The organism is Curtobacterium sp. PhB146 (assembly GCF_004342995.1).
Lineage (GTDB): Bacteria > Actinomycetota > Actinomycetes > Actinomycetales > Microbacteriaceae > Curtobacterium.
On sequence record NZ_SMBN01000001.1, the window covers coordinates 447232 to 466254 of the forward strand.

The following is a 19023-nucleotide window of genomic DNA, read 5'->3' on the forward strand; positions in this document are numbered from 1 at the left end:
ATGCGGACCCGACCATTTCTGCTCACGATGCGCGGCCCTGGTCGCGACCACTGACGGACGGGAGGCCCGGTGCCAGCTGGCACCGGGCCTCCCGTCCGTCAGGTGCGTGCGTCTAGAGCGCGGCGAGCGTCGCGTTCAACGTGGCGGACGGGCGCATGACCGCGCTCGTCTTGGCGTCGTCCGGGCGGTAGTAGCCGCCGATGTCGGCCGGGTGGCCCTGCACGCCGTTCAGCTCCTCGACGATCTGCTGCTCCTGCGCGTCGAGCTTGCCCGCGATCTCGGCGAACGACGCTGCGAGCTCGGTGTCCGTCGTCTGCGCTGCGAGCTCTTCGGCCCAGTACTTCGCCAGGTAGAAGTGGCTGCCGCGGTTGTCGATCGAGCCGAGCTTGCGGCCCGGGGACTTGTCCTGCTCGAGGAAGGTCCCGGTGGCACGGTCGAGCGTCTCACCGAGGATCTTCGCCCGCTCGTTGCCCGTCACGCCGGCGAGGTGCTCGAGGCTGACCGCCAGGGCCAGGAACTCGCCGAGGCTGTCCCAGCGCAGGTAGTTCTGCTGCACGAGCTGCTGGACGTGCTTCGGGGCGGAGCCACCGGCACCGGTCTCGAACAGGCCGCCGCCACCGAGCAGCGGGACGACGGAGAGCATCTTCGCCGAGGTGCCGAGCTCCATGATCGGGAACAGGTCCGTCAGGTAGTCGCGCAGGACGTTGCCCGTGACGGAGATGGTGTCCTCGCCGCGGCGGATGCGCTCGAGCGAGAAACGCATGGCGTCCTCCGGCGAGAGGATCTCGATCTGCAGGCCCTCGGTGTCGAGCTCGCCCAGGTACTGGCGGACCAGACCGATCAGGTTCGCGTCGTGCGCCCGGGTCTCGTCGAGCCAGAACACGGCCGGGGTCTCCGAGGCGCGGGCACGGGTGACGGCGAGCTTGACCCAGTCGCGGATGGCGATGTCCTTGGTCTGGCAGGCGCGCCAGATGTCACCGGGCTCGACGTCGTGCTCGATGACGACGTCACCGGCGGCGTTCGTCACGCGGACGGCACCGGCGCCGGGGACCTCGAAGGTCTTGTCGTGCGAGCCGTACTCCTCGGCCTTCAGCGCCATGAGCCCGACGTTGGGCACGGAGCCCATCGTCGCCGGGTCGAAGGCACCGTTGACGCGGCAGTCGTCGATCACGGTCTGGTAGATGCCGGCGTAGCTCGAGTCCGGGATCACGGCGAGGGTGTCGTGCTCGTCGCCGTCCGGGCCCCACATGTGGCCGGAGGTGCGGATCATCGCGGGCATCGAGGCGTCCACGATGACGTCGCTCGGGACGTGCAGGTTCGTGATCCCCTTGTCCGAGTCGACCATCGCCAGCTCGGGGCCCGCGGCGATGCCGTCGGTGAAGGCCTGCTTGATCTCCGCGCCGTTCGGCAGGGCGTCGAGCCCCGCGAGGATCGAGCCGAGACCGTCGTTCGGGGTGAGCCCGGCGGCGGCCAGGTCGGCACCGAAGCGCTCGAACACCGACGGGAAGAACGCCTTGATGACGTGGCCGAAGATGATCGGGTCGGAGACCTTCATCATCGTCGCCTTGAGGTGCACGGAGAACAGGATGTCCTCGGCTGCGGCGCGCTGGATCTGGTCCTGCAGGAAGGCCTCGAGTGCGGCGACGTGCAGCACGGTGCCGTCGACGACCTCGCCCTGCACGACGGGGATCGACTGCTTGAGGACCTGGGTCTCGCCGCCCTCGGCGACGAACGTGATCGTCAGGACGTCGTCGGCGGGGGCGATCCAGGACTTCTCGTTCGAGCGGAAGTCGTCGACGCCCATCGTGACGACGTTCGTCTTCGAGTCGCCGCTCCACGCACCCATGCGGTGCGGGTGCTTCCGGGCGTAGTTCTTGACGGACAGGGGAGCGCGGCGGTCGGAGTTGCCCTCGCGCAGCACGGGGTTGACGGCGCTGCCCTGGACGCGGCCGTAGCGGGCGCGGGCGTCGCGCTGCTCGTCCGTCGTGGGCTCGTCCGGGTAGTCGGGCAGGTCGTAGCCCTGCGACTGCAGTTCCTTGATCGCGACCTTGAGCTGCGGGATCGACGCCGAGATGTTCGGCAGCTTGATGATGTTCGCTTCGGGGGTCTTCGCGAGCTCGCCGAGCTCGGCCAGGGCATCGTCCACGCGCTGCTCGTCGGTGAGCCGCTCCGGGAACTGGGCGATGATCCGGCCGGCGAGCGAGATGTCGCGGGTCTCGACGTCGACACCAGCGGTGCCGGCGAAGGCCTGGATGACCGGGAGGAAGGAGTGGGTGGCGAGGAACGGCGCCTCGTCCGTGAGGGTGTAGATGATCTTGGCCATGCTGGCGGGTACTCCCTTGTTCGACCGTCGGTACGTCCACGCTACTCGTGGTGCGGGATGTCTCGACATCAAGATACATCGTCCGGCCTGCGTCCGGCAGGTACTCGGCAGACGTCCTGGAGGCGCACTGTCGGCTCATAGGAACGCTCGGTGGACTGGTCTTCCGCAGTTCCAGAGCCGCAGGAGGGCGATCATGGCGACGACACGTGAGACACCGGAGGACTTCGGGTGGACCGCGGAGGACCTCCGCTCGGCCTACGCCTCGGACGGCAGCGGCCCGTACCGGTACGCGCCGGACGGCTCGGGGCCGTTCTCGTACGACGTCGACGGTTCCGGACCGTGGCTCGTCGGGCCGGAACCGCGCCGGGGGCTGGCACGGTTCGCCCCGCGTGACCGCGGTGGACGCTCCCGACTCCGCCGCATCGGCACAGCGGTGAGCGCCGGGGCGCTGGCGCTCGTGCTCGCCGTCGGCAGCATCGCGGTCGTCGCCCACGCCGCCCCTCCACACCCTTCGGTCCAGGCGGGGTCTCTCCACAGCGGTGAGCCCGACAGGACCTGATCGCGCGGACGGTGCCACGCTGGACCGGTGACCGAACTCCTCGTGGTCGGCGTCATCGCCGTCATCGCCATCGCGGGTGCCGCCGTGCTCGGGCCCCGCATCGGGGTCGCGGCGCCACTCGTGCTCGTCGCCGTCGGGGTCGTCGCGAGCCTGCTGCCCTTCATCCCGAACGCGGAGATCGAGCCCGAGTGGATCCTCGCCGGAGTCCTGCCGCCGCTGTTGTACTCGTCGGCGGTGTCGATGCCGTCGATGAACTTCCGGCGCGAGTTCGGTGCCATCAGTGGGCTGTCGGTGCTGCTCGTCGTCGCGAGCAGCCTCGTGCTCGGGCTCTTCTTCGCCTGGGTGGTCCCGGGCCTCGGCTTCTGGTGGGGGATCGCCCTCGGTGCGATCGTGAGTCCCACCGACGCCGTCGCGACGTCAATCGTCAAGCAGACCTCGGTGTCGCGCCGGGCGATCTCGATCCTCGACGGTGAATCGCTCCTCAACGACGCCACCGCACTGGTGCTCCTGCGGACGGCCATCGTGGCCGCTGCCGCGTCGTTCTCGTTCTGGGGAGCGCTCGGCGACTTCGCGGGCGCCGTGGCCATCGCGGTGGTCATCGGCTGGTTCGTCGGCTGGCTGAACGTGTTCGTGCGCTCCCGGGTGCCGAGCGCAGCGGTGAACACGGCGCTGTCCTTCGCGGTGCCGTTCGTCGCCGCGGTACCGACCGAGCACTTCGGCGGGTCAGGACTCGTCGCCGCTGTCGTCGCGGGGCTGTTCACCGGCATCGTCGGACCGCGCAAGCTCCCGCCGGGGCACCGACTGTCCGACGCGCAGAACTGGCAGACCATCGAGCTCGTGCTCGAGGGCGCGGTGTTCCTGACGATGGGGCTCGAACTCGCGACGATCCTCCGCGACGTGCAGGAGGACCACTCCGGCATCGGCCCGGCGCTGCTCATCGCCGTCGGCGCCCTCGTGCTCACCGTGCTCGTCCGGACCGCGTACGTCGTGCCGCTCCTGTTCGCGCTGTCGGCGGCCGCCAAGCGCGGTGAGCGGATGCAGGACCGCTTCGCCGAGATGCACGCCGGCGACCGCGACGCGATGAGCGAGGTGATCCGCGAGCACCGACCGGGCAACCGGGCGCCGTCGGAGCGCGAACTCGACCGGTTCACGACACGCGTCCGGCGAACCCTGGCGGACATCGCGTACTACACGACGGCACCGCTGGGCTGGCGCGAGGGCACGGCGGTGGTCTGGGCGGGCATGCGCGGCGCGGTGACCGTCGCGGCGGCGCAGACCCTGCCGACGGACACTCCGGAACGGTCGCTCCTGGTGTTCGTCGCGTTCGCGGTGGCCCTGCTCTCGCTCGTCGTGCAGGGCAGCACGATCGGCCCGCTGCTCCGTCGGATCGCCGCACCGGTGCCGGACACCGCCGCGAAGGACACCGAGGAACGCGGGCGGTTGCTGGAACTCATGCGGACCGCGGCGGAGCAGGTCCCCGGTACCAGCGAAGCCGGCCCCCGGACGCGCGAGGAACTGGAGGCAGCCGATCCGGCGGAACTCCGCGCGTGGATGGGCCGCGAGAAGGCGCGGCGGCTCGCCGTGCTCGAGGCACAACGCGCCGCGATCCTCGACGCCCGCGACGACGGCACCTTCGACGCCGAGGTGCTCGAGTCGATGCTGCAGAACCTCGACGCCGAGCAGATCGCCCTCGAACTCCGCGGGGCGCCTGCCCGCTGACGACGGCCAGGCCGGTCAGGTGCCGATCGAGACGCGGAACACCCGGACGCCGGCGGCCCGGAGTGCTGCGAGCCCGAGCCGCATCCGCATGCTGCGGAACGGCCGCTCGAACCCCGACGGCGCCGATGCGGCGTCGATCTGGTGGAGCACCTCGGACGTCAGGGTGCGCTCGACCTTGGGCGCGAGCCGTGTCAGTCCCGAGACCGTCACCACGATCCGGACGGCGTGCGGCACGAGCAGCGGATCGATGAGCTCAGCGGCCGCCTGGGCACGGTGGAACGCGGGGTCGTCACCGGGGCGCCGGATCGCGATGACCGCGAGTTCGGCGTCCCAGGTCTCCTCGGGGTCCGGCAGGTCGTCGACCCCGATGACCCGCATGCGTGCGGCGTCGATGCCCGCGCGCACCGCGGCGGCGCGGAGCACGGGCAGGAGTTCCTGAGTGCCGGCGAGCACGACGTCGGCGGTGCCGAGGTCGACCTGCGCGGGCCGCTTTCGCGGCGATCGGGCCATGGTGCGGGTCCTTCCGTCGCTTTCCCACGACGCTACCGATGTCGGACGGTCGGGGGACGTCGGGGCCCGCGGTGATCAGGTGCCTCCCAGCCTCGCGGTAACGAAAAGATCACGGTGGGGCCTGTACAAAGCGACAGAGTCGTGCAGAATGGTGGGCGGCCATGACGACTGCACCCGAACTCGACCAGCACCCGGAGACCCCGGTGGTGCACCTGTCCCGTCGCGCTGCCCTCGAGGCCGAGCGCGCTGCAGCCCGGAAGCCCCAGCGCCGAGCGGACAAGCCGGAGAAGTCCGCCAAGGTCGCGAAGCCCGCCAAGGCAGTGAAGGTCGCGAAGCCCGCCCAGCCGGCAAAGTCTGCCAAGGCAGCAACGGTCACGAAGCCCGTCGGCCGCCGCGCCACCGCAGCCCGCGCGACGACCGAACACGTCGACACCCGCATCACGCGCGTGGTCCGCCGCCCCGCTGCCACCGTGACGAGCGTCACGAAGGCCCCACGGGCCTCCCGGTCCGGTCGTGCCGGACGGATCACCCTGACCAGCGCGGCTGCGGCGATCGCAATGTTCGCCGCCTCGGCGATGCCCGCCCACGCCAGCGCCGGCACCTCGATGGCGACCTCGACCATCGCGCCGATCGTGCGCACCCAGGACTACGCGGTCACCCAGGCGGTCACCGCGACCGGGCTCGACCGCGACGGGTTCACCGTCGGCGGCGGCACGACGCGCCGGATCACCACCACCGGCGGCACGGCCGACACGAGTGGCATCGCAGGCGAAGCCGTCTCGTACGGCGGCGCGGTCCGCTCTCCGTTCCCCGGCCCGGTGCAGATGAGCTCGGGCTTCGGCTACCGCTCGGCACCGTGCGGCGCGTGCTCCTCGCTGCACCAGGGCCTCGACTTCACGCCCGGCATGGGCACGGCCATCGGTGCCGTCGCCGCGGGCACCGTCCGGATCTCGGGCACGTACTTCTCGTACGGCAACGCCGTGATCATCGACCACGAGATCGACGGCCGCCAGGTGTCGACGCTCTACGGGCACATGATCCCCGGGTCGTCGCCGCTCAAGGTCGGCGACCATGTCGAGGCCGGCGAGTTCATCGGACTCGTCGGGTCCTCCGGCGTCTCGACCGGTGCGCACCTGCACCTCGAGGTCCTGATGGACGGCGTGACCCCGATCGACCCCGAGGCGTGGCTCGAAGCCCGCATCGGCCGCTCGCTGACGACGTAGCCCTCGACACCACCCAGCCCGGACGCACAGCAGACGTCGAGCGCTGGTGGGGTGACGTCCCAGCTGCCCTGTGCAGACTCACAGGCATGGACGATCACCACAGACCGCCCGCCCGTCGTCGATCCGAGGAAGCTGCCCGCTGATGGGCGCCGACACCTGGATCGCCTTCGGGCTCGTCATCCTCTTCGTGCTCGTCGGCGGAGTGTTCGCCGCCGCCGAGATCGCACTCGTCTCGCTCCGTGAGTCGCAGCTGCAGCAACTCGAACGCCGGGGCTCCCGTGGCCTGCGGGTCGCCGAACTCGGGCGTGACCCGAACCGGTTCCTCGCGGCCGTGCAGATCGGCGTGACCGTCGCCGGGTTCTTCTCCGCCGCGTACGGCGCCTCGTCGATCGCGCCCGACGTCGCACCCGTGTTCACCGGGCTCGGACTCGGCCAGGGAGCCGCCGAGACGGTCGCCCTCGTGCTGATGACCCTCGTCATCGCCTACCTGTCGCTCGTGTTCGGTGAACTGGTGCCGAAGCGACTCGCCCTGCAGCGGGCCGAGGGCTTCTCGATGCTCGTCGCACCGACCCTCGACCGCTTCGCGACCCTGATGCGCCCGGTGATCTGGGTGCTGTCGGCCTCGACGAACCTGGTCGTCCGCGCACTCGGTGGCGACCCGAACGCCCGCAGCGAGTCGATGAGCACCGAGGAGCTCCGCGGCCTCGTCGACGAGCACACCGGCGTCGACGAGCAGGGCCGCCGGATCGCCCGGAGCGCGCTGGACGCCGGTGACCGGATCCTGCGCGAGTCGATGCGCCCCTGGTACGACGTGTCCACGATCGACGCCGCGCTGACCATCGCCGAGGCCACCGACCACGCGATCGAGGTCGGGCACACCCGGTACCTCGTGACCTCCGGCGGACGCGACGAGGTCGACGGCTTCGTGCACCTCCGCGACCTGCTCCGGCCGAGCGACCCGTCCGCACCGGTGTCGACCCTGGTACGCCCGGTGCTCGCACTGCCGGAGACGAAGTCGCTGTCGAGCGCGATCGCGGACATGCGGACCGACGGGCACCAGATCGCCCTGGTGGTGGACGAGTACGGCGGCAGTGCGGGCATGGTCACGCTCGAGGCGCTGCTCGAGGACCTCGTCGGCAGAATTCGCGACGAGTACGACGAGCCCACGGCCGAGCACGACGGCGTGGACGGGTCCACGGTGCTCGAGGACCTCGTCGCCGACGGCGGTCCGGCGCTGCCCGACGGTGACTACGAGACCGTCGGCGGCCTCGTCCAGGTCCACCTGGACCGCGTGCCGGAGGTCGGCGACGTCGTCGCCGCCGGCGGACACCGCCTCGAGGTGACCGCCATGGACGGTCACCGCGTGGCGCGCGTCCGGATCACGGCCGACGTCACGCTCTGAACTCCGCGCAGCTGACCTGGAGGCCCGTGGCGGCGCCGCCACGGGCCTCCCGTCCGCCCGGCGGGTACCGCCAGTGCCTGCCGGACGGACAGCGCCGCCACGTACGCTCTCCCCATGGGTATCGACGTGCGCAACGAGATCCGCGACTTCCTGTCCTCACGGCGAGCGCGGCTCACCCCCGAGCAGGTCGGCATGCCGTCGTTCGGCGGCGGGGTCCGACGCGTCCCCGGGCTGCGGCGGCACGAGGTCGCGATGCTCGCCGGCGTGAGCGTCGACTACTACACGCGGCTCGAGCGCGGATCGCTCAAGGGGGTCTCGGACAGCGTGCTCGAGGGCCTCGCGAGCGCCCTGCAGCTCGACGAGGACGAGCGCGTCCACCTGTGGGACCTCACCCGACTGGCGAACTCCGGCGTCAAGACGATGCACCGCACCGTCCCCACGCGGGTCCGCCCCGGCGTCCAGCGCCTGCTCGACGCCATCACCGGCGCGCCTGCCTGGGTGCGGAACGAACGCGGTGACGTCGTCGCGACGAACGAGCTCGGTCGCGCGCTGTACTCGCCCATGTTCGCCGGCCCGGGGCGTCCCGTGAACACCGCACGCTTCACGTTCCTCGACCCCGCTGCCCGAGACTTCTTCCCGGACTGGGCGCAGACCGCGAAGGACGCCGTCGCCGTGCTCCGGGCGGCTGCGGTGTCGAACCCGTGCGAGCCCGGACTCATCACCCTGGTCGGGGAGCTCTCCACCCGCAGCGAGGAGTTCCGCGGCTGGTGGGCCGCGCACGACGTCCGGCTGCAGCGCGCCGGCGGGAAGCGCATCGACCACCCGATCGTCGGCGAGCTCCGGTTGTCGTACGAGGCGCTCGACCTGGTCGCCGACCCCGGCCTGACGTTGTTCACGTACTCGGCCGAGCCGGGCAGCGAGTCCGAGCGGTCGCTGGCCCTGCTCGGCACCTGGGCCGCGACGGAACGGGCCGAGCAGTACGCGGCCCTGCGCGCGGCGGAGTCGGAGTCCGAGTCGGTCGACTGAACCGCTGGTCGGCCCGGCGCACGGTTCGTAGGCTGGGGCCGTGACGAGGACGACGGACGGATCAGCGGGGGACGCCGACTACGCCCGCATCGGCCAGGACTACCGGCAGTACCGGCGCCCCGAACCGACGTTCGCCCGGGCGATCGCGAAGGCCCTCGGCGACGCCCGCACCGTCCTCAACGTGGGTGCCGGTGCCGGATCCTACGAGCCGACCGATCGCGACGTCACGGCTGTCGAACCCTCGGCGTCGATGCGTGCCCAACGACCGGACACCCTGTCGATGGCGATCGACGCCACCGCCGAGGACCTGCCCTTCGACGACGACACGTTCGACGCCGCGATGACGACGTTCTCGGTGCACCAGTGGGGCGACCTCGAGCGCGGGCTGGCCGAGCTGCGCCGGGTGACCCGGGGTCCGGTCGTGATCCTGACGTGCGACCCGGCCCGCGTCGAGGACTTCTGGCTCGCCGAGTACGCACCAGAGGTGATGGCGACCGAGGCCCGGCGCTACCCGGCGCTCGACCGCATCGCCGCCGCGCTGGGCGACGACACCGTCACGAACACCCCGCTGCCGATCCCGTTCACGTGCGTCGACGGCTTCTCCGAGGCGTACTACGCCCGCCCGGAGCGCCTGCTCGACCCCGGCGCCCGGAAGGCGAACTCGGCGTGGAGCTTCGTCGACGAGCTCACCGCCCGGCGATCGGTGGCCGCCCTCCGTACCGCGCTCGACTCCGGCGAGTGGGACCGGCGGCACGGGGCGCTGCGGATCCAGCCGACCTACGAGGGCGCCCTCGTCCTGGTGACGGCCGTCCCCGCGCTTGACACGTCGACGTAGGCTGGTCGCGTGAGCTTCCAGGAGGTGGTCGGCGCCCGTAACGCCGGCATCAGGGCGTGAGGCCCCCGGACGTGCCCGCAGGCACGGCCGCCCTCGTCGAACCCTGACCTCCTTCCGCCCGGTGCGGTGTGCGTCCGCACGCCCCGGGCCCGCTCGAAAGCGATGCACCATGCTCCCCATCACGGAGAAGACCCTCCGCACGTCCTTCGTCAACGCCTCCCGCAAGGAGACGACCGACATCACGCTGCCCGCCGACTTCGAGACGATCGGCTGGGACGCCCTCGACTTCCTGGGCTGGCGCGACCCGAAGATCGGTCGGCGTGCGTACGCCGTCGTGCCGACACTCGAGGGAACGCTCGTCGGCATCGTGTTCCGGCAGGCCGAGGCCTCGTCGCGCTCGCGCGCCCAGTGCTCGTGGTGCCAGGACGTCAAGCTGCCGAACGACGTCGTGTTCTACAGCGCGAAGCGGTCCGGCAAGGCGGGGCGGAACGGCGACACCGTCGGCACGCTCGTCTGCCAGGACTTCCAGTGCTCGCGGAACGTCCGGAAGCTGCCGCCGCCCGCCTACGAGGGCTACGACGTCGAGGCCGCGCGCCTGCGGCGCATCGAGGACCTGCAGCTGCGCGCAGCGTCCTTCGCCACGGAGGTCTGAGCCGCCGAGGTCTGAGCCGCCGGCGTCTCGCGTCCGCAACGCGACGGACGGCGGACGGGAGGCGCGGGGCGGGGCCGCCACGGGCCTCCCGTCCGGCAGACGCGACCGTTTCAGGGCCGCGGGTCGCGTTGCGGGGGAAACCGCCCGGTAACGCGGGTGAAACGGTCGTTCCGTAGCCTCGCCACATGGACCTCGGCGACCTCGACGACGCGACCGCCCCCGACGCTGCCGCGGTGATCCGGGGATGGGCCGACGTGCCCGCGTGGGTCGACGCCCTGGTGGCCGCGCGCCCCTTCGGCTCGGTACCGGCGCTGCTCGACCGGGCACGTGCCGAGTCGGCGTCGTGGGGTGCGCCGGAGCTCGACCACGCCCTCGCGCAGCACCCGCGGATCGGTGAGCGGACGGCCGATGCCTCGTCCGCCCGCGAACAGTCGTCGATGCGCACCGCCGGCGACGAGGTGGCCGGCCGGATCGCGGACGGCAACGTCGCGTACGAGCAGCGGTTCGGGCGGGTGTTCCTGGTGCGGGCCGCCGGTCGGACGCCCGAGGAGCTGCTGGCCGAGCTCGACCGGCGCCTCGCGGGCGACCCGGCGGTCGAGACGCGCGAGGCCGCCGCTGCCCTGGCCGACATCGCCCTGCACCGCATCCGTGCGACCTTCGCCGTGCCGCACCTGACCACGCACGTGCTCGACGCCACCACCGGCACCCCGGCGGTCGGCGTCGGCCTGACGCTCAGCACCGTGGACGGTGACGTCGTCGCGACCGGCTCGACCGATACCGACGGCCGTGCGGCACTCGGCCCCGACGTGCTCGCGCGCACCGACCACGTGCTGCGCTTCGACACCGGCCCGTACTTCGCCGCCGCCGGGGTGCCGACCTTCCACCCGTTCGTGACCGTGGCGTTCCGCGTCACGGGAACCGAGCACCTGCACGTCCCGCTGCTGCTGAGCCCCTTCGCCTACAGCACCTACCGAGGGAGTTGACCGCCATGTCGGAGACCACCGTCCACCTGGGACCGAACAAGTACGGCAAGGCCGAGAACCGCCTGGTGCGGGTGACCCGGCACGGGGACCGGCACGAGATCGCCGACCTGACCGTGACGTCGCAGCTCATCGGCGAGGCGTTCGCCGGGTCGTTCACCAGCGGCGACAACTCCCGGATCGTCGCGACGGACACCCAGAAGAACACCGTGTTCGCCCTGGCGAAGGAGCACGGCGTCGGAGCTCCGGAGGACTTCCTCGCCCTGCTCGCCGACCAGTTCACGAGCGAGTTCGACTGGGTCGAGGGCGGGCTCTGGCAGGCGGAGGTGCACCCGTGGGAACGCATCACGGTCGACGGGCAGCCGCACGACCACTCGTTCCGCCGCACCGGCACCGGGACCCGTCTGGCGACGGTGCACGTCGAGGGCGGCGAGCGCCACGTCACCGGCGGCGTCAAGGACCTGGTCGTCCTGAAGTCGACCGGCTCCGAGTTCCACGGGTTCCCGCGGTCGCGGTTCACGACCCTGCCGGAGACGACGGACCGCATCATGGCGACCGAGGTCACGGCGCGGTGGCGGTACCTGCCGTCCGCCGTCGAGGCCGGGATCGACTACGACGCCCTGTACGAGGAGGTCGTCGCCGTGATGCTCGAGCAGTTCGCCACGGTGCACTCCCTCGCCCTGCAGCAGACCCTGTGGGAGATGGGCCGCGCGGCGATCGAGCTGCGACCGGAGCTCGCCGAGGTACGGTTCGCGATGCCGAACAAGCACCACTTCGTCGTGGACCTGTCGCCGTTCGACCTGACGAACGAGAACGAGGTGTTCATCGCGGCCGACCGTCCCTACGGGCTGATCGAGGGGACGGTCGTCCGCGACGGCGTGGCCGAGGCGCCCCGCGCGTGGGAGCACCTGCCCGCCTTCGTCTAGGCCGAGGGCTCGCTGCTCGGCTCGCGCGGTCCGCGCGAGCCGAGCAGCGCGATCGGCGCCGTCGACCGCACCCCGTCGTACGAACCGACCGCCGGGTCCTCGCCGTACCGCTCGGCCACGGAACGCGACCCGAGCAGCAGGTTGAGCAGGATCGCCGCGACGGCGCCGGCCGAGATCCCCGAGTCGAACACCAGCGTGAACCAGGTCGGGAACTGCCCGTAGATCTCCGGGGCGACGGTCGGCAGCAGCGCGATGCCGAGCGGCAGCGCCACCACGAGGACGTTCCGGTTGTCGAACCGCACCTTCGACAGCGTCCTGATGCCCGAAGCCGCCACCATGCCGAACAGGGCGACACCGGCACCCCCGAGCACCGCGTGCGGGATCGCCTCGACCACCGCGGCCACCTTCGGCACCAGGCCCAGCACCACGAGGATGCCGCCTGCCGCCGTCGCCACGTACCGGGAGCGCACGCCGGTCAGTGCGACGAGCCCGACGTTCTGCGCGAACGCCGTGTACGGGAACGTGTTGAACACCCCGCCGACGACGGTGCCGAGTCCGTCCGCGCGCAGACCGTCGGCGAGCGTGCGCTTCGACACCGGGCGGCCGGTGACCTCGCCGACCGCGATCATGTCGCCGGTGGTCTCGGTCATGATCACGAGCCCGACGACGAGCATCGACACGATCGAGGCGAGGTCGAACGTCGGCAGCCCGAAGTGGAACGGCGTGACGAAGGCGAACCAGCCCGCGTCGCCGATGCCCGACCCGTCGACCATGCCGGGGACGAACAGCGCCACGACCGTGCCGAGCAGCAGTCCGAACAGCACCGAGACCCGGGCGAGACCGCGCGGGGCGAACCGTTCGACCAGGACGATCGCGAGCAGGACCCCGGCGGCGAACGCGACGTCGAGCGGGTCGGCAGCACCGTCCTTGCCGCCGTCGGTGACCCAGCCGGCGGCGACGCTCATGAGCGACAGACCGATGATGAGGATGACCGTGCCGGTGACGATCGGTGGGAACAAGCGGACGAGCTGCGCGAACCACGGTGCGACGACCACCATGAAGACGCCGCACGCGATCGTCGCCCCGTAGACGGCGGTGATGCCGTGCTCGGTGCCGATCGCGATCATCGGGCCGACCGCGGCGAACGTGACGCCCTGCACGAGCGGCAGCCGGACTCCGAACCGCCAGAAGCCGACGGACTGCACGATCGTGGCGAGGCCCGCGACGAACAGGTCGGCGCTGATGAGGAAGGCGAGGTCGGCGCTGTCGAAGCCGAGGGCCCCACCGACGATGAGCGGCACGGCGATCGCGCCCGCGTACATCGCGAGCACGTGCTGCAGGCCGAGCGGCAGGAGCCTGGCGAGCGGTGGGACGGAGTCGACGCCGTCCTCGGTCGGTGTCGCGCGCGGTGTCTTCGTGGTCGTCATGGCGTCCCCTTCGAGCGGTGGTTTCCCTGTGCTCCGGACGCTATGCACCCCGTGTTTCCCCGGGATGACGGGCGTGGGTCGCGTCGGTCACCGGACCAGTGCCCGAAACGCACGCCGAGACGGACGGGAGGCCCGTGGCGGATCCGCCACGGGCCTCCAGGCCGACAACCGGTCGCGTCTACCGACCGATGGTCGACATGTCGGGGTAGCGGTCGCCGGTCGGGACCGGGAGCGCCGACAGGCGCGTGACCTGGTCCGCGGTGAGGGTCAGGTCGGCGGCACCGACGTTCTCCTCGAGGCGCGACACGCGCTTCGTGCCCGGGATCGGCACGACGTCGTCGCCCTGGGCGAGCAGCCAGGCGAGGGAGACCTGGGCCGGGGTCGCGTCGGCCTCGGCGGCGATCGCCTTGACGGCGTCGACGATGCGCATGTTCTGCGCGAACGCCTCTTCCTGGAAGCGCGGGTTCGCCAGGCGGAAGTCGTCGGAGTCCAGGTCGGACGGCTTCGTGATCGCACCGGTCAGGAACCCGCGGCCGAGCGGCGAGTACGGCACCAGTCCGATGCCGAGCTCGCGCAGAGTGTCGAGCACCGCACCCTCGGGGTCGCGCGTCCACAGCGAGTACTCGCTCTGCAGGGCGGTGATCGGGTGGACCGCGTGGGCCTTCCGGATGGTCTCGGGTCCGGCCTCGGACAGGCCGATGTGCCGGATCTTGCCCTCCTGCACGAAGCCGGCGAGCTGCCCGATGACGTCCTCGATCGGGACGGCCGGGTCGACGCGGTGCTGGTAGTACAGGTCGATGTGGTCGGTGCCGAGGCGCCGCAGGGACCCCTCGAGGGCCTCGCGCACGGACTCCGGTGCGGAGCTGATGCCGCGGCCGGTGGCGGGCGTCTCCTCACCGGCGGTGTGGGTGATGAGGCCGAACTTCGTCGCGATCACGACGTCGTCGCGGCGGTCGGCGAGGGCCCGGCGGAGCAGGTCCTCGTTCGTGTAGGGGCCGTACGCCTCGGCCGTGTCGAACAGGGTGACGCCGAGGTCGATCGCGCGGTGGATGGTGCGGATCGACTCCGCGTCGTCGGTGCCGGCGCCCGTGTAGAAGGCGCTCATGCCCATGGTGCCGAGGCCGACGGGTCCGACCTCGAGGTCTGCGAGCTTGCGTGTCTGCATGGTGCAGGTCTACTCCGGGAGCACCGCTCGGAGGAAGGCACTGCCTGTGCCGGTCAGACACGGGCACCGTTCGTGTGGATCCTCCAAGGTCCACGCGGGGCAGCGCGGCCTTCTGGTGTGATCGGGGCGTGAACCTGTACTTCCGGCTGTTCCTGTTGCGCCTGCGTGTCCGGCTCCGCCCGACGACGGGTGGACGGCGGCCGTCGCTCTGGGACGAGGCACGCACACCGTTCCGCGTGACCCTGACCGACCTGGACCCGCTGCGGCACGTCAACAACGGGAAGTACCTGTCGATGCTCGACCTCGGGCGGCTCGACCTGATGCTGCGGTCGGGGTTCTGGGGCGCGATCGCGGAGCGCGGCTGGTACCCGGTCGTCTCGGCGCAGACCATCACGTACAAGCGGTCCCTGACGCTCGGGCAGCGGTTCGAGCTCGTGACCCGGGTGCTCGGCGTCGACGACCGGGCCGTGTACCTGGAGCAGACCTTCGTCCGTCGCGGAGCCGTCGTCGCCCGTGCCGTCGTGCAGGCGCGGTTCCTGCGCCGCGCCGGCGGGACGGTCCCGATGGCGGACCTGCTCGACGCCGTCGGCGGAGCACCGGCCGACCGTGAACTGCCCGCGTGGGTGCACGGGTGGGCTGGTGCCGTCCGGATCAGCAGCACCGCCTGACGGTCACGGAACGGCGACAGATCCCGGCTCCGTTGGATGGCATCGCACCGCCGGCGCTACGCTGCGAGCACGGGGTGGATGCCCCGGACGGAAGGGGAACGTCATGGTCGTCATGTGGATCGTCATCGGAGTGGTCGTGGCCATCGCCGCGCTGCTCACCGTGCTCGAGGTGCAGAACCGCCGTCGTGCGAAGCGCCTCGCCCACCTCGAACCCGTCGACCCGACCCTCGGAGCCCGATCCCTCGCCGACGCCGAAGCGGCGCACTCGATGACCGAGGGCCTCGCGAAGTCTGCACACCCCGGCATCACCGGTGCCAGCGGGGGACTCGCCGGCTCGTGAGCCGCACGTCGACCCGGCGCGCCCTGCTCGCCGGGGGCGTCGGACTCGGGCTCGCCGGGGTCCTGGCGGCGTGCAGCCGGCCGGGTCCCGCTCCGTCGGGTTCGCCGCGACCGACTTCCAGCGGCTCCGCCGAGCCGACGAGCACACCGACACCCGGTGGCCCCGACTCGTGGGACGCCCTCGCCGCCGCGGTCTCCGGCACGGTGCTCCGGTCCGGGTCGAACGGGTGGGACAGCGCCCGCGTGCTCGAGAACCCGCGGTACGACGACGCCGACCCGCAGGGCATCCTGCGCGTCGCCGGGGCTCCGGACGTGCAGGCCGGTCTCGCGTTCGCGCGGAACACCCGCACCCCCGTCGCACTGCGCGCGGGCGGGCACTCGTACACGGGCTGGTCGGCCGGCGGCGCACCCGGGACCGACGTCCCGCGGTCGCTCGTGATCAGCACGCAGGACCTCGACGGCATCGAACTGCACGACGACGACACCGTCACGATCGGCCCGGGTGCGCAGCTCGGGGACGTCTACGCCGCGCTCGCGAAGGCCGGACGGGCGATCGGCGCCGGCTCCTGTCCGACCGTCGGCATCGGCGGGCTCACCCTCGGCGGTGGGGTCGGCGTGCTCGTCCGCTCGTTCGGGCTGACCTGCGACCAGCTCACCGGCGTGACGCTCGTCACTCCGGACGGCGCCGTGCACGAGGTCTCGACGTCCAGCGAACCGGACCTGTTCTGGGCCTGCCGCGGTGGGGGCGGTGGAACCGTCGGCGTCGTGACCGCACTGACGTACCGGACGCAGGCCGCGCCTCCCGTCCTGCTCTTCACCATCACGTTCGCGTGGTCGGCCGCCGCTGCCGTGGTGCGCGCCTGGCAGGACTGGGCGCCCACCGCCGACCCGAAGCTGTGGTCGACGCTCAAGCTGCTGAACGGCAGTCGGCACACCGCCCCGACGGTCACCGTGACCGGCGTGTGGACCGGATCGAAGACCGGCGCCGACACCTCCGTCGACGGTTTCATCGCCGCCACCGGTGCGAAGCCCCTCGCCCACACCGGGCAGGTGCTCACCTACGGCGCCGCGATGTCCGCGCTGGCGGGGAAGCCGCAGCGGGTGTCCGAGGCAGCGACGTCGTCGATCGGATCGGCGAAGCTCACCGACGCGCAGATCGACGTGCTCGTCGCCCGGGCGGCCGCGGCGGGCGACGTCGACGGCAACCTCGAGGGCGGGGTCGCGCTCGACGCCCTCGGCGGCGTCGTGGCGGACATCGGCCGGACCGACTCGGCGTTCCCGTGGCGATCCGCGCTCATGACCGTGCAGTACACGGCGGTCTTCGCCGACGGCGCGGACCCCGCACCGTTCGACGCGTACGTGCGGGGGTTCCGACGGGCCATGCGGCCGGCGTGGGGCGACGCGGCGTACGCGAACTACTGCGACGCGGCGATCACGGACCCGTCGGCGTACTTCGGGGACAACACCTCGCGCCTGCACCGCATCGCCGAGCAGGCCGATCCGACGGGCGTGCTCGACCAGCCGAACTGGGTCTGACGCCGCACGAGTCTCGGCCCGACGCACGCGAGTCTCGGTGTGAGCGACAGTTCTCGTGGCGCGCACCGCGAGGACTGTCGCCCACGCCGAGTCTCGGGCAGGAGCCGGGGCCGGCAGGCCGACCGCGTCCTACGATGACCGCATGGACATCGTCGACCTGGTGCTGCCGGACGTCGCTGCCTGGCGTGCCTGGCTCGACCTGCACGAGGGTGACGCCGACGGGGTGTGGCTCGTGCTCGCGAAGAAGGGCGTCACCGAGCCGACGACCCTGACCTACGACACCGCCCTCGACGAGGCACTGTGCTCGGGCTGGATCGACGGGCAGCGGCGTGGGCGGGACGACACGACCTACCGCCAGCGGTTCACCCCGCGGCGGAAGGCCTCACTCTGGTCGCAGCGCAACCTCGGACTCGTCGCGACGCTCATCGCCGACGGCCGGATGCGCGAGCGCGGGCAGGCCGAGATCGACCGGGCGAAGGGCGACGGCCGGTGGGACCGCGCGTACGCCGGGCCGGCGACCGCCACCGTCCCCGAGGACCTGCAGGCAGCGCTCGACGCCTCGCCCGCGGCGGCCGCTCTGTTCGCCGAGCTCGACGGCACGAACCGGTACGCCGTGCTGCACCGGATCACGACCGCGCCGAGTGCGACCTCGCGGACCAACCGGCTGACGAAGCTCGTCGCCGGACTGGCACGCGGCGAGACGCCGCACCCGCGTCCGGACCGGTCGGAGCGCCGGGGGACACCGACTCAGGGACCGGCAACGCCTCCGGCGTAGACCGGGGACATGACCACTGGCACCGACACCACGAACCGTCCGGCCGCCGCCTCCGGCACCTTCCGCATCGGGGGCGACCTCGAGGTCCACCGCCTCGGCTACGGCACCATGCAGCTCACCGGCCCCGGCGTCTGGGGACCCCCGAAGGACCACGACGAGGCCGTCCGCGTGCTGCAGCGCGCCGTCGAGCTCGGCGTGGACTTCTTCGACACCGCCGACTCGTACGGCCCCTACGTCGCCGAGGAGCTCCTGCACGAGGCGCTCCACCCCTACGGCGACGACGTCGTCATCGCGACGAAGGCCGGACTCACCCGGACCGGCCCGAACGAGTGGCCGCCGGTCGGCCGCCCGGAGTACCTGCGTCAGGAGGCCGAGATGAGCCTCCGCCGCCTGGGCCTCGAGCGCATCGACCTGTTCCAGCTGCACCGCATCGACCCGAAGGTCCCGCTCGAGGACCAGGTCGGCGAGCTCAAGAAGCTGCAGGACGAGGGCAAGATCCGACACATCGGCCTGTCCGAGGTGTCGGTCGACGACGTCAAGGCGGCCCAGGAGATCGCGACGATCGTCTCCGTGCAGAACCTGTACAACCTGCAGAAGCGCGACGCCGAGGAGCTCCTCGACTGGTCGACCGAGCAGGGCATCGCGTTCATCCCGTGGTTCCCGCTCGCGACCGGCGGGCTGACCGGCGAGGACTCCCCGCTCACCGAGATCGCGTCGCGGAAGGGTGCGTCCCCGGCGCAGCTCGCCCTCGCCTGGCTGCTCAAGCGCTCGCCCGTCGTGCTCCCGATCCCGGGTACCTCGAGCGTCTCGCACCTGGAGGACAACCTGCAGGGCGCGACCATCGAGCTGACCGACGACGAGTTCGAGGAACTGTCGAAGCTGGGTTCCTGACCCTTCGGTCGCGGACGCGACCGAACGGCGGACGGGAGGCACGGTGCCAGCTGGCACCGTGCCTCCC

Annotated in this window: 18 protein-coding genes; 14 read left to right on the top strand and 4 right to left on the bottom strand. The window is 71.8% G+C overall.

The genetic code is table 11. The features are described from left to right. Positions 1-112 precede the first annotated feature (112 nt). Positions 113-2323: an NADP-dependent isocitrate dehydrogenase gene (locus EDF33_RS02185; protein WP_123937051.1), complete on the bottom strand. Its 2211-nt coding sequence runs from the start codon at positions 2321-2323 to the stop codon at positions 113-115. Positions 2324-2516: 193 nt separating this feature from the next. Here EDF33_RS02185 and EDF33_RS02190 point away from each other — a divergent pair, with 193 nt between their 5' ends. Next, positions 2517-2882, top strand: a complete 366-nt coding sequence (locus EDF33_RS02190; protein ID WP_132099184.1) for a hypothetical protein — start codon at positions 2517-2519, stop codon at positions 2880-2882. Positions 2883-2909: 27 nt separating this feature from the next. Then, positions 2910-4601, top strand: coding sequence for a cation:proton antiporter (locus EDF33_RS02195; protein WP_131877804.1), 1692 nt, complete (start codon positions 2910-2912; stop codon positions 4599-4601). A 15-nt stretch (positions 4602-4616) separates the two neighbouring features. On the opposite strand, the gene EDF33_RS02200 is transcribed toward EDF33_RS02195, so the two are convergent. Further along, on the bottom strand, positions 4617-5111 hold the full coding sequence (locus EDF33_RS02200; RefSeq protein WP_132099185.1) for a hypothetical protein: 495 nt from the start codon (positions 5109-5111) through the stop codon (positions 4617-4619). A gap of 161 nt (positions 5112-5272) precedes the next feature. On the opposite strand from EDF33_RS02200, the gene EDF33_RS02205 reads away from it, so the two are divergent. The 7 genes from EDF33_RS02205 to pucL all read left to right on the top strand — a co-directional run bounded on the left by EDF33_RS02205 (position 5273) and on the right by pucL (position 12155). Further along, positions 5273-6334 (top strand): M23 family metallopeptidase, encoded by a 1062-nt coding sequence (locus tag EDF33_RS02205; protein ID WP_132099186.1) that lies wholly within the window; start codon positions 5273-5275, stop codon positions 6332-6334. Positions 6335-6476: 142 nt separating this feature from the next. Continuing rightward, positions 6477-7736 carry a hemolysin family protein gene (locus EDF33_RS02210; RefSeq protein ID WP_123339379.1) on the top strand — a complete coding sequence of 420 codons (1260 nt, stop codon included), beginning with the start codon at positions 6477-6479 and terminating at the stop codon, positions 7734-7736. Between the two features lie 114 nt (positions 7737-7850). Continuing rightward, positions 7851-8762, top strand: coding sequence for a helix-turn-helix transcriptional regulator (locus tag EDF33_RS02215; RefSeq protein ID WP_123293003.1), 912 nt, complete (start codon positions 7851-7853; stop codon positions 8760-8762). Positions 8763-8802: 40 nt separating this feature from the next. Continuing rightward, positions 8803-9597, top strand: coding sequence for a class I SAM-dependent methyltransferase (locus EDF33_RS02220; RefSeq protein WP_123937055.1), 795 nt, complete (start codon positions 8803-8805; stop codon positions 9595-9597). Positions 9598-9766: 169 nt separating this feature from the next. After that, positions 9767-10249: an FBP domain-containing protein gene (locus EDF33_RS02225; protein ID WP_123937056.1), complete on the top strand. Its 483-nt coding sequence runs from the start codon at positions 9767-9769 to the stop codon at positions 10247-10249. A 185-nt stretch (positions 10250-10434) separates the two neighbouring features. Next, the gene (uraD, locus tag EDF33_RS20735) at positions 10435-11232 is read left to right on the top strand and encodes a 2-oxo-4-hydroxy-4-carboxy-5-ureidoimidazoline decarboxylase (RefSeq protein ID WP_132099187.1); all 798 of its coding nucleotides are present in this window, start codon (positions 10435-10437) and stop codon (positions 11230-11232) included. Positions 11233-11237: 5 nt separating this feature from the next. Beyond that, positions 11238-12155 carry a factor-independent urate hydroxylase gene (pucL, locus tag EDF33_RS02235; RefSeq protein ID WP_132099188.1) on the top strand — a complete coding sequence of 306 codons (918 nt, stop codon included), beginning with the start codon at positions 11238-11240 and terminating at the stop codon, positions 12153-12155. Here pucL and EDF33_RS02240 read toward each other — a convergent pair. Together EDF33_RS02240 and EDF33_RS02245 are read right to left on the bottom strand one after the other, a co-directional pair. Next, positions 12152-13582 carry a nucleobase:cation symporter-2 family protein gene (locus EDF33_RS02240; protein ID WP_165918693.1) on the bottom strand — a complete coding sequence of 477 codons (1431 nt, stop codon included), beginning with the start codon at positions 13580-13582 and terminating at the stop codon, positions 12152-12154. The two genes, pucL and EDF33_RS02240, sit on opposite strands and share 4 nt — an antisense overlap. A gap of 178 nt (positions 13583-13760) precedes the next feature. Continuing rightward, positions 13761-14747 carry an aldo/keto reductase gene (locus EDF33_RS02245; protein ID WP_132099189.1) on the bottom strand — a complete coding sequence of 329 codons (987 nt, stop codon included), beginning with the start codon at positions 14745-14747 and terminating at the stop codon, positions 13761-13763. A gap of 128 nt (positions 14748-14875) precedes the next feature. Here EDF33_RS02245 and EDF33_RS02250 point away from each other — a divergent pair, with 128 nt between their 5' ends. From EDF33_RS02250 to EDF33_RS02265, 5 genes are all read left to right on the top strand, one after another. Beyond that, complete coding sequence (locus tag EDF33_RS02250; RefSeq protein ID WP_131920901.1) at positions 14876-15415, top strand: acyl-CoA thioesterase; 540 nt, start codon at positions 14876-14878, stop codon at positions 15413-15415. 103 nt (positions 15416-15518) lie between these two features. Beyond that, positions 15519-15755 (top strand): hypothetical protein, encoded by a 237-nt coding sequence (locus EDF33_RS20035; protein WP_159572479.1) that lies wholly within the window; start codon positions 15519-15521, stop codon positions 15753-15755. Then, on the top strand, positions 15752-17290 hold the full coding sequence (locus EDF33_RS02255) for an FAD-binding protein (RefSeq protein WP_165901011.1): 1539 nt from the start codon (positions 15752-15754) through the stop codon (positions 17288-17290). Before EDF33_RS20035 ends, EDF33_RS02255 begins: the two co-directional genes overlap by 4 nt. Before the next feature lie 142 nt (positions 17291-17432). Then, positions 17433-18065, top strand: coding sequence for a YdeI/OmpD-associated family protein (locus EDF33_RS02260; RefSeq protein WP_132099191.1), 633 nt, complete (start codon positions 17433-17435; stop codon positions 18063-18065). A gap of 9 nt (positions 18066-18074) precedes the next feature. Further along, on the top strand, positions 18075-18956 hold the full coding sequence (locus EDF33_RS02265) for an aldo/keto reductase (RefSeq protein WP_131920895.1): 882 nt from the start codon (positions 18075-18077) through the stop codon (positions 18954-18956). Positions 18957-19023: the final 67 nt, after the last annotated feature.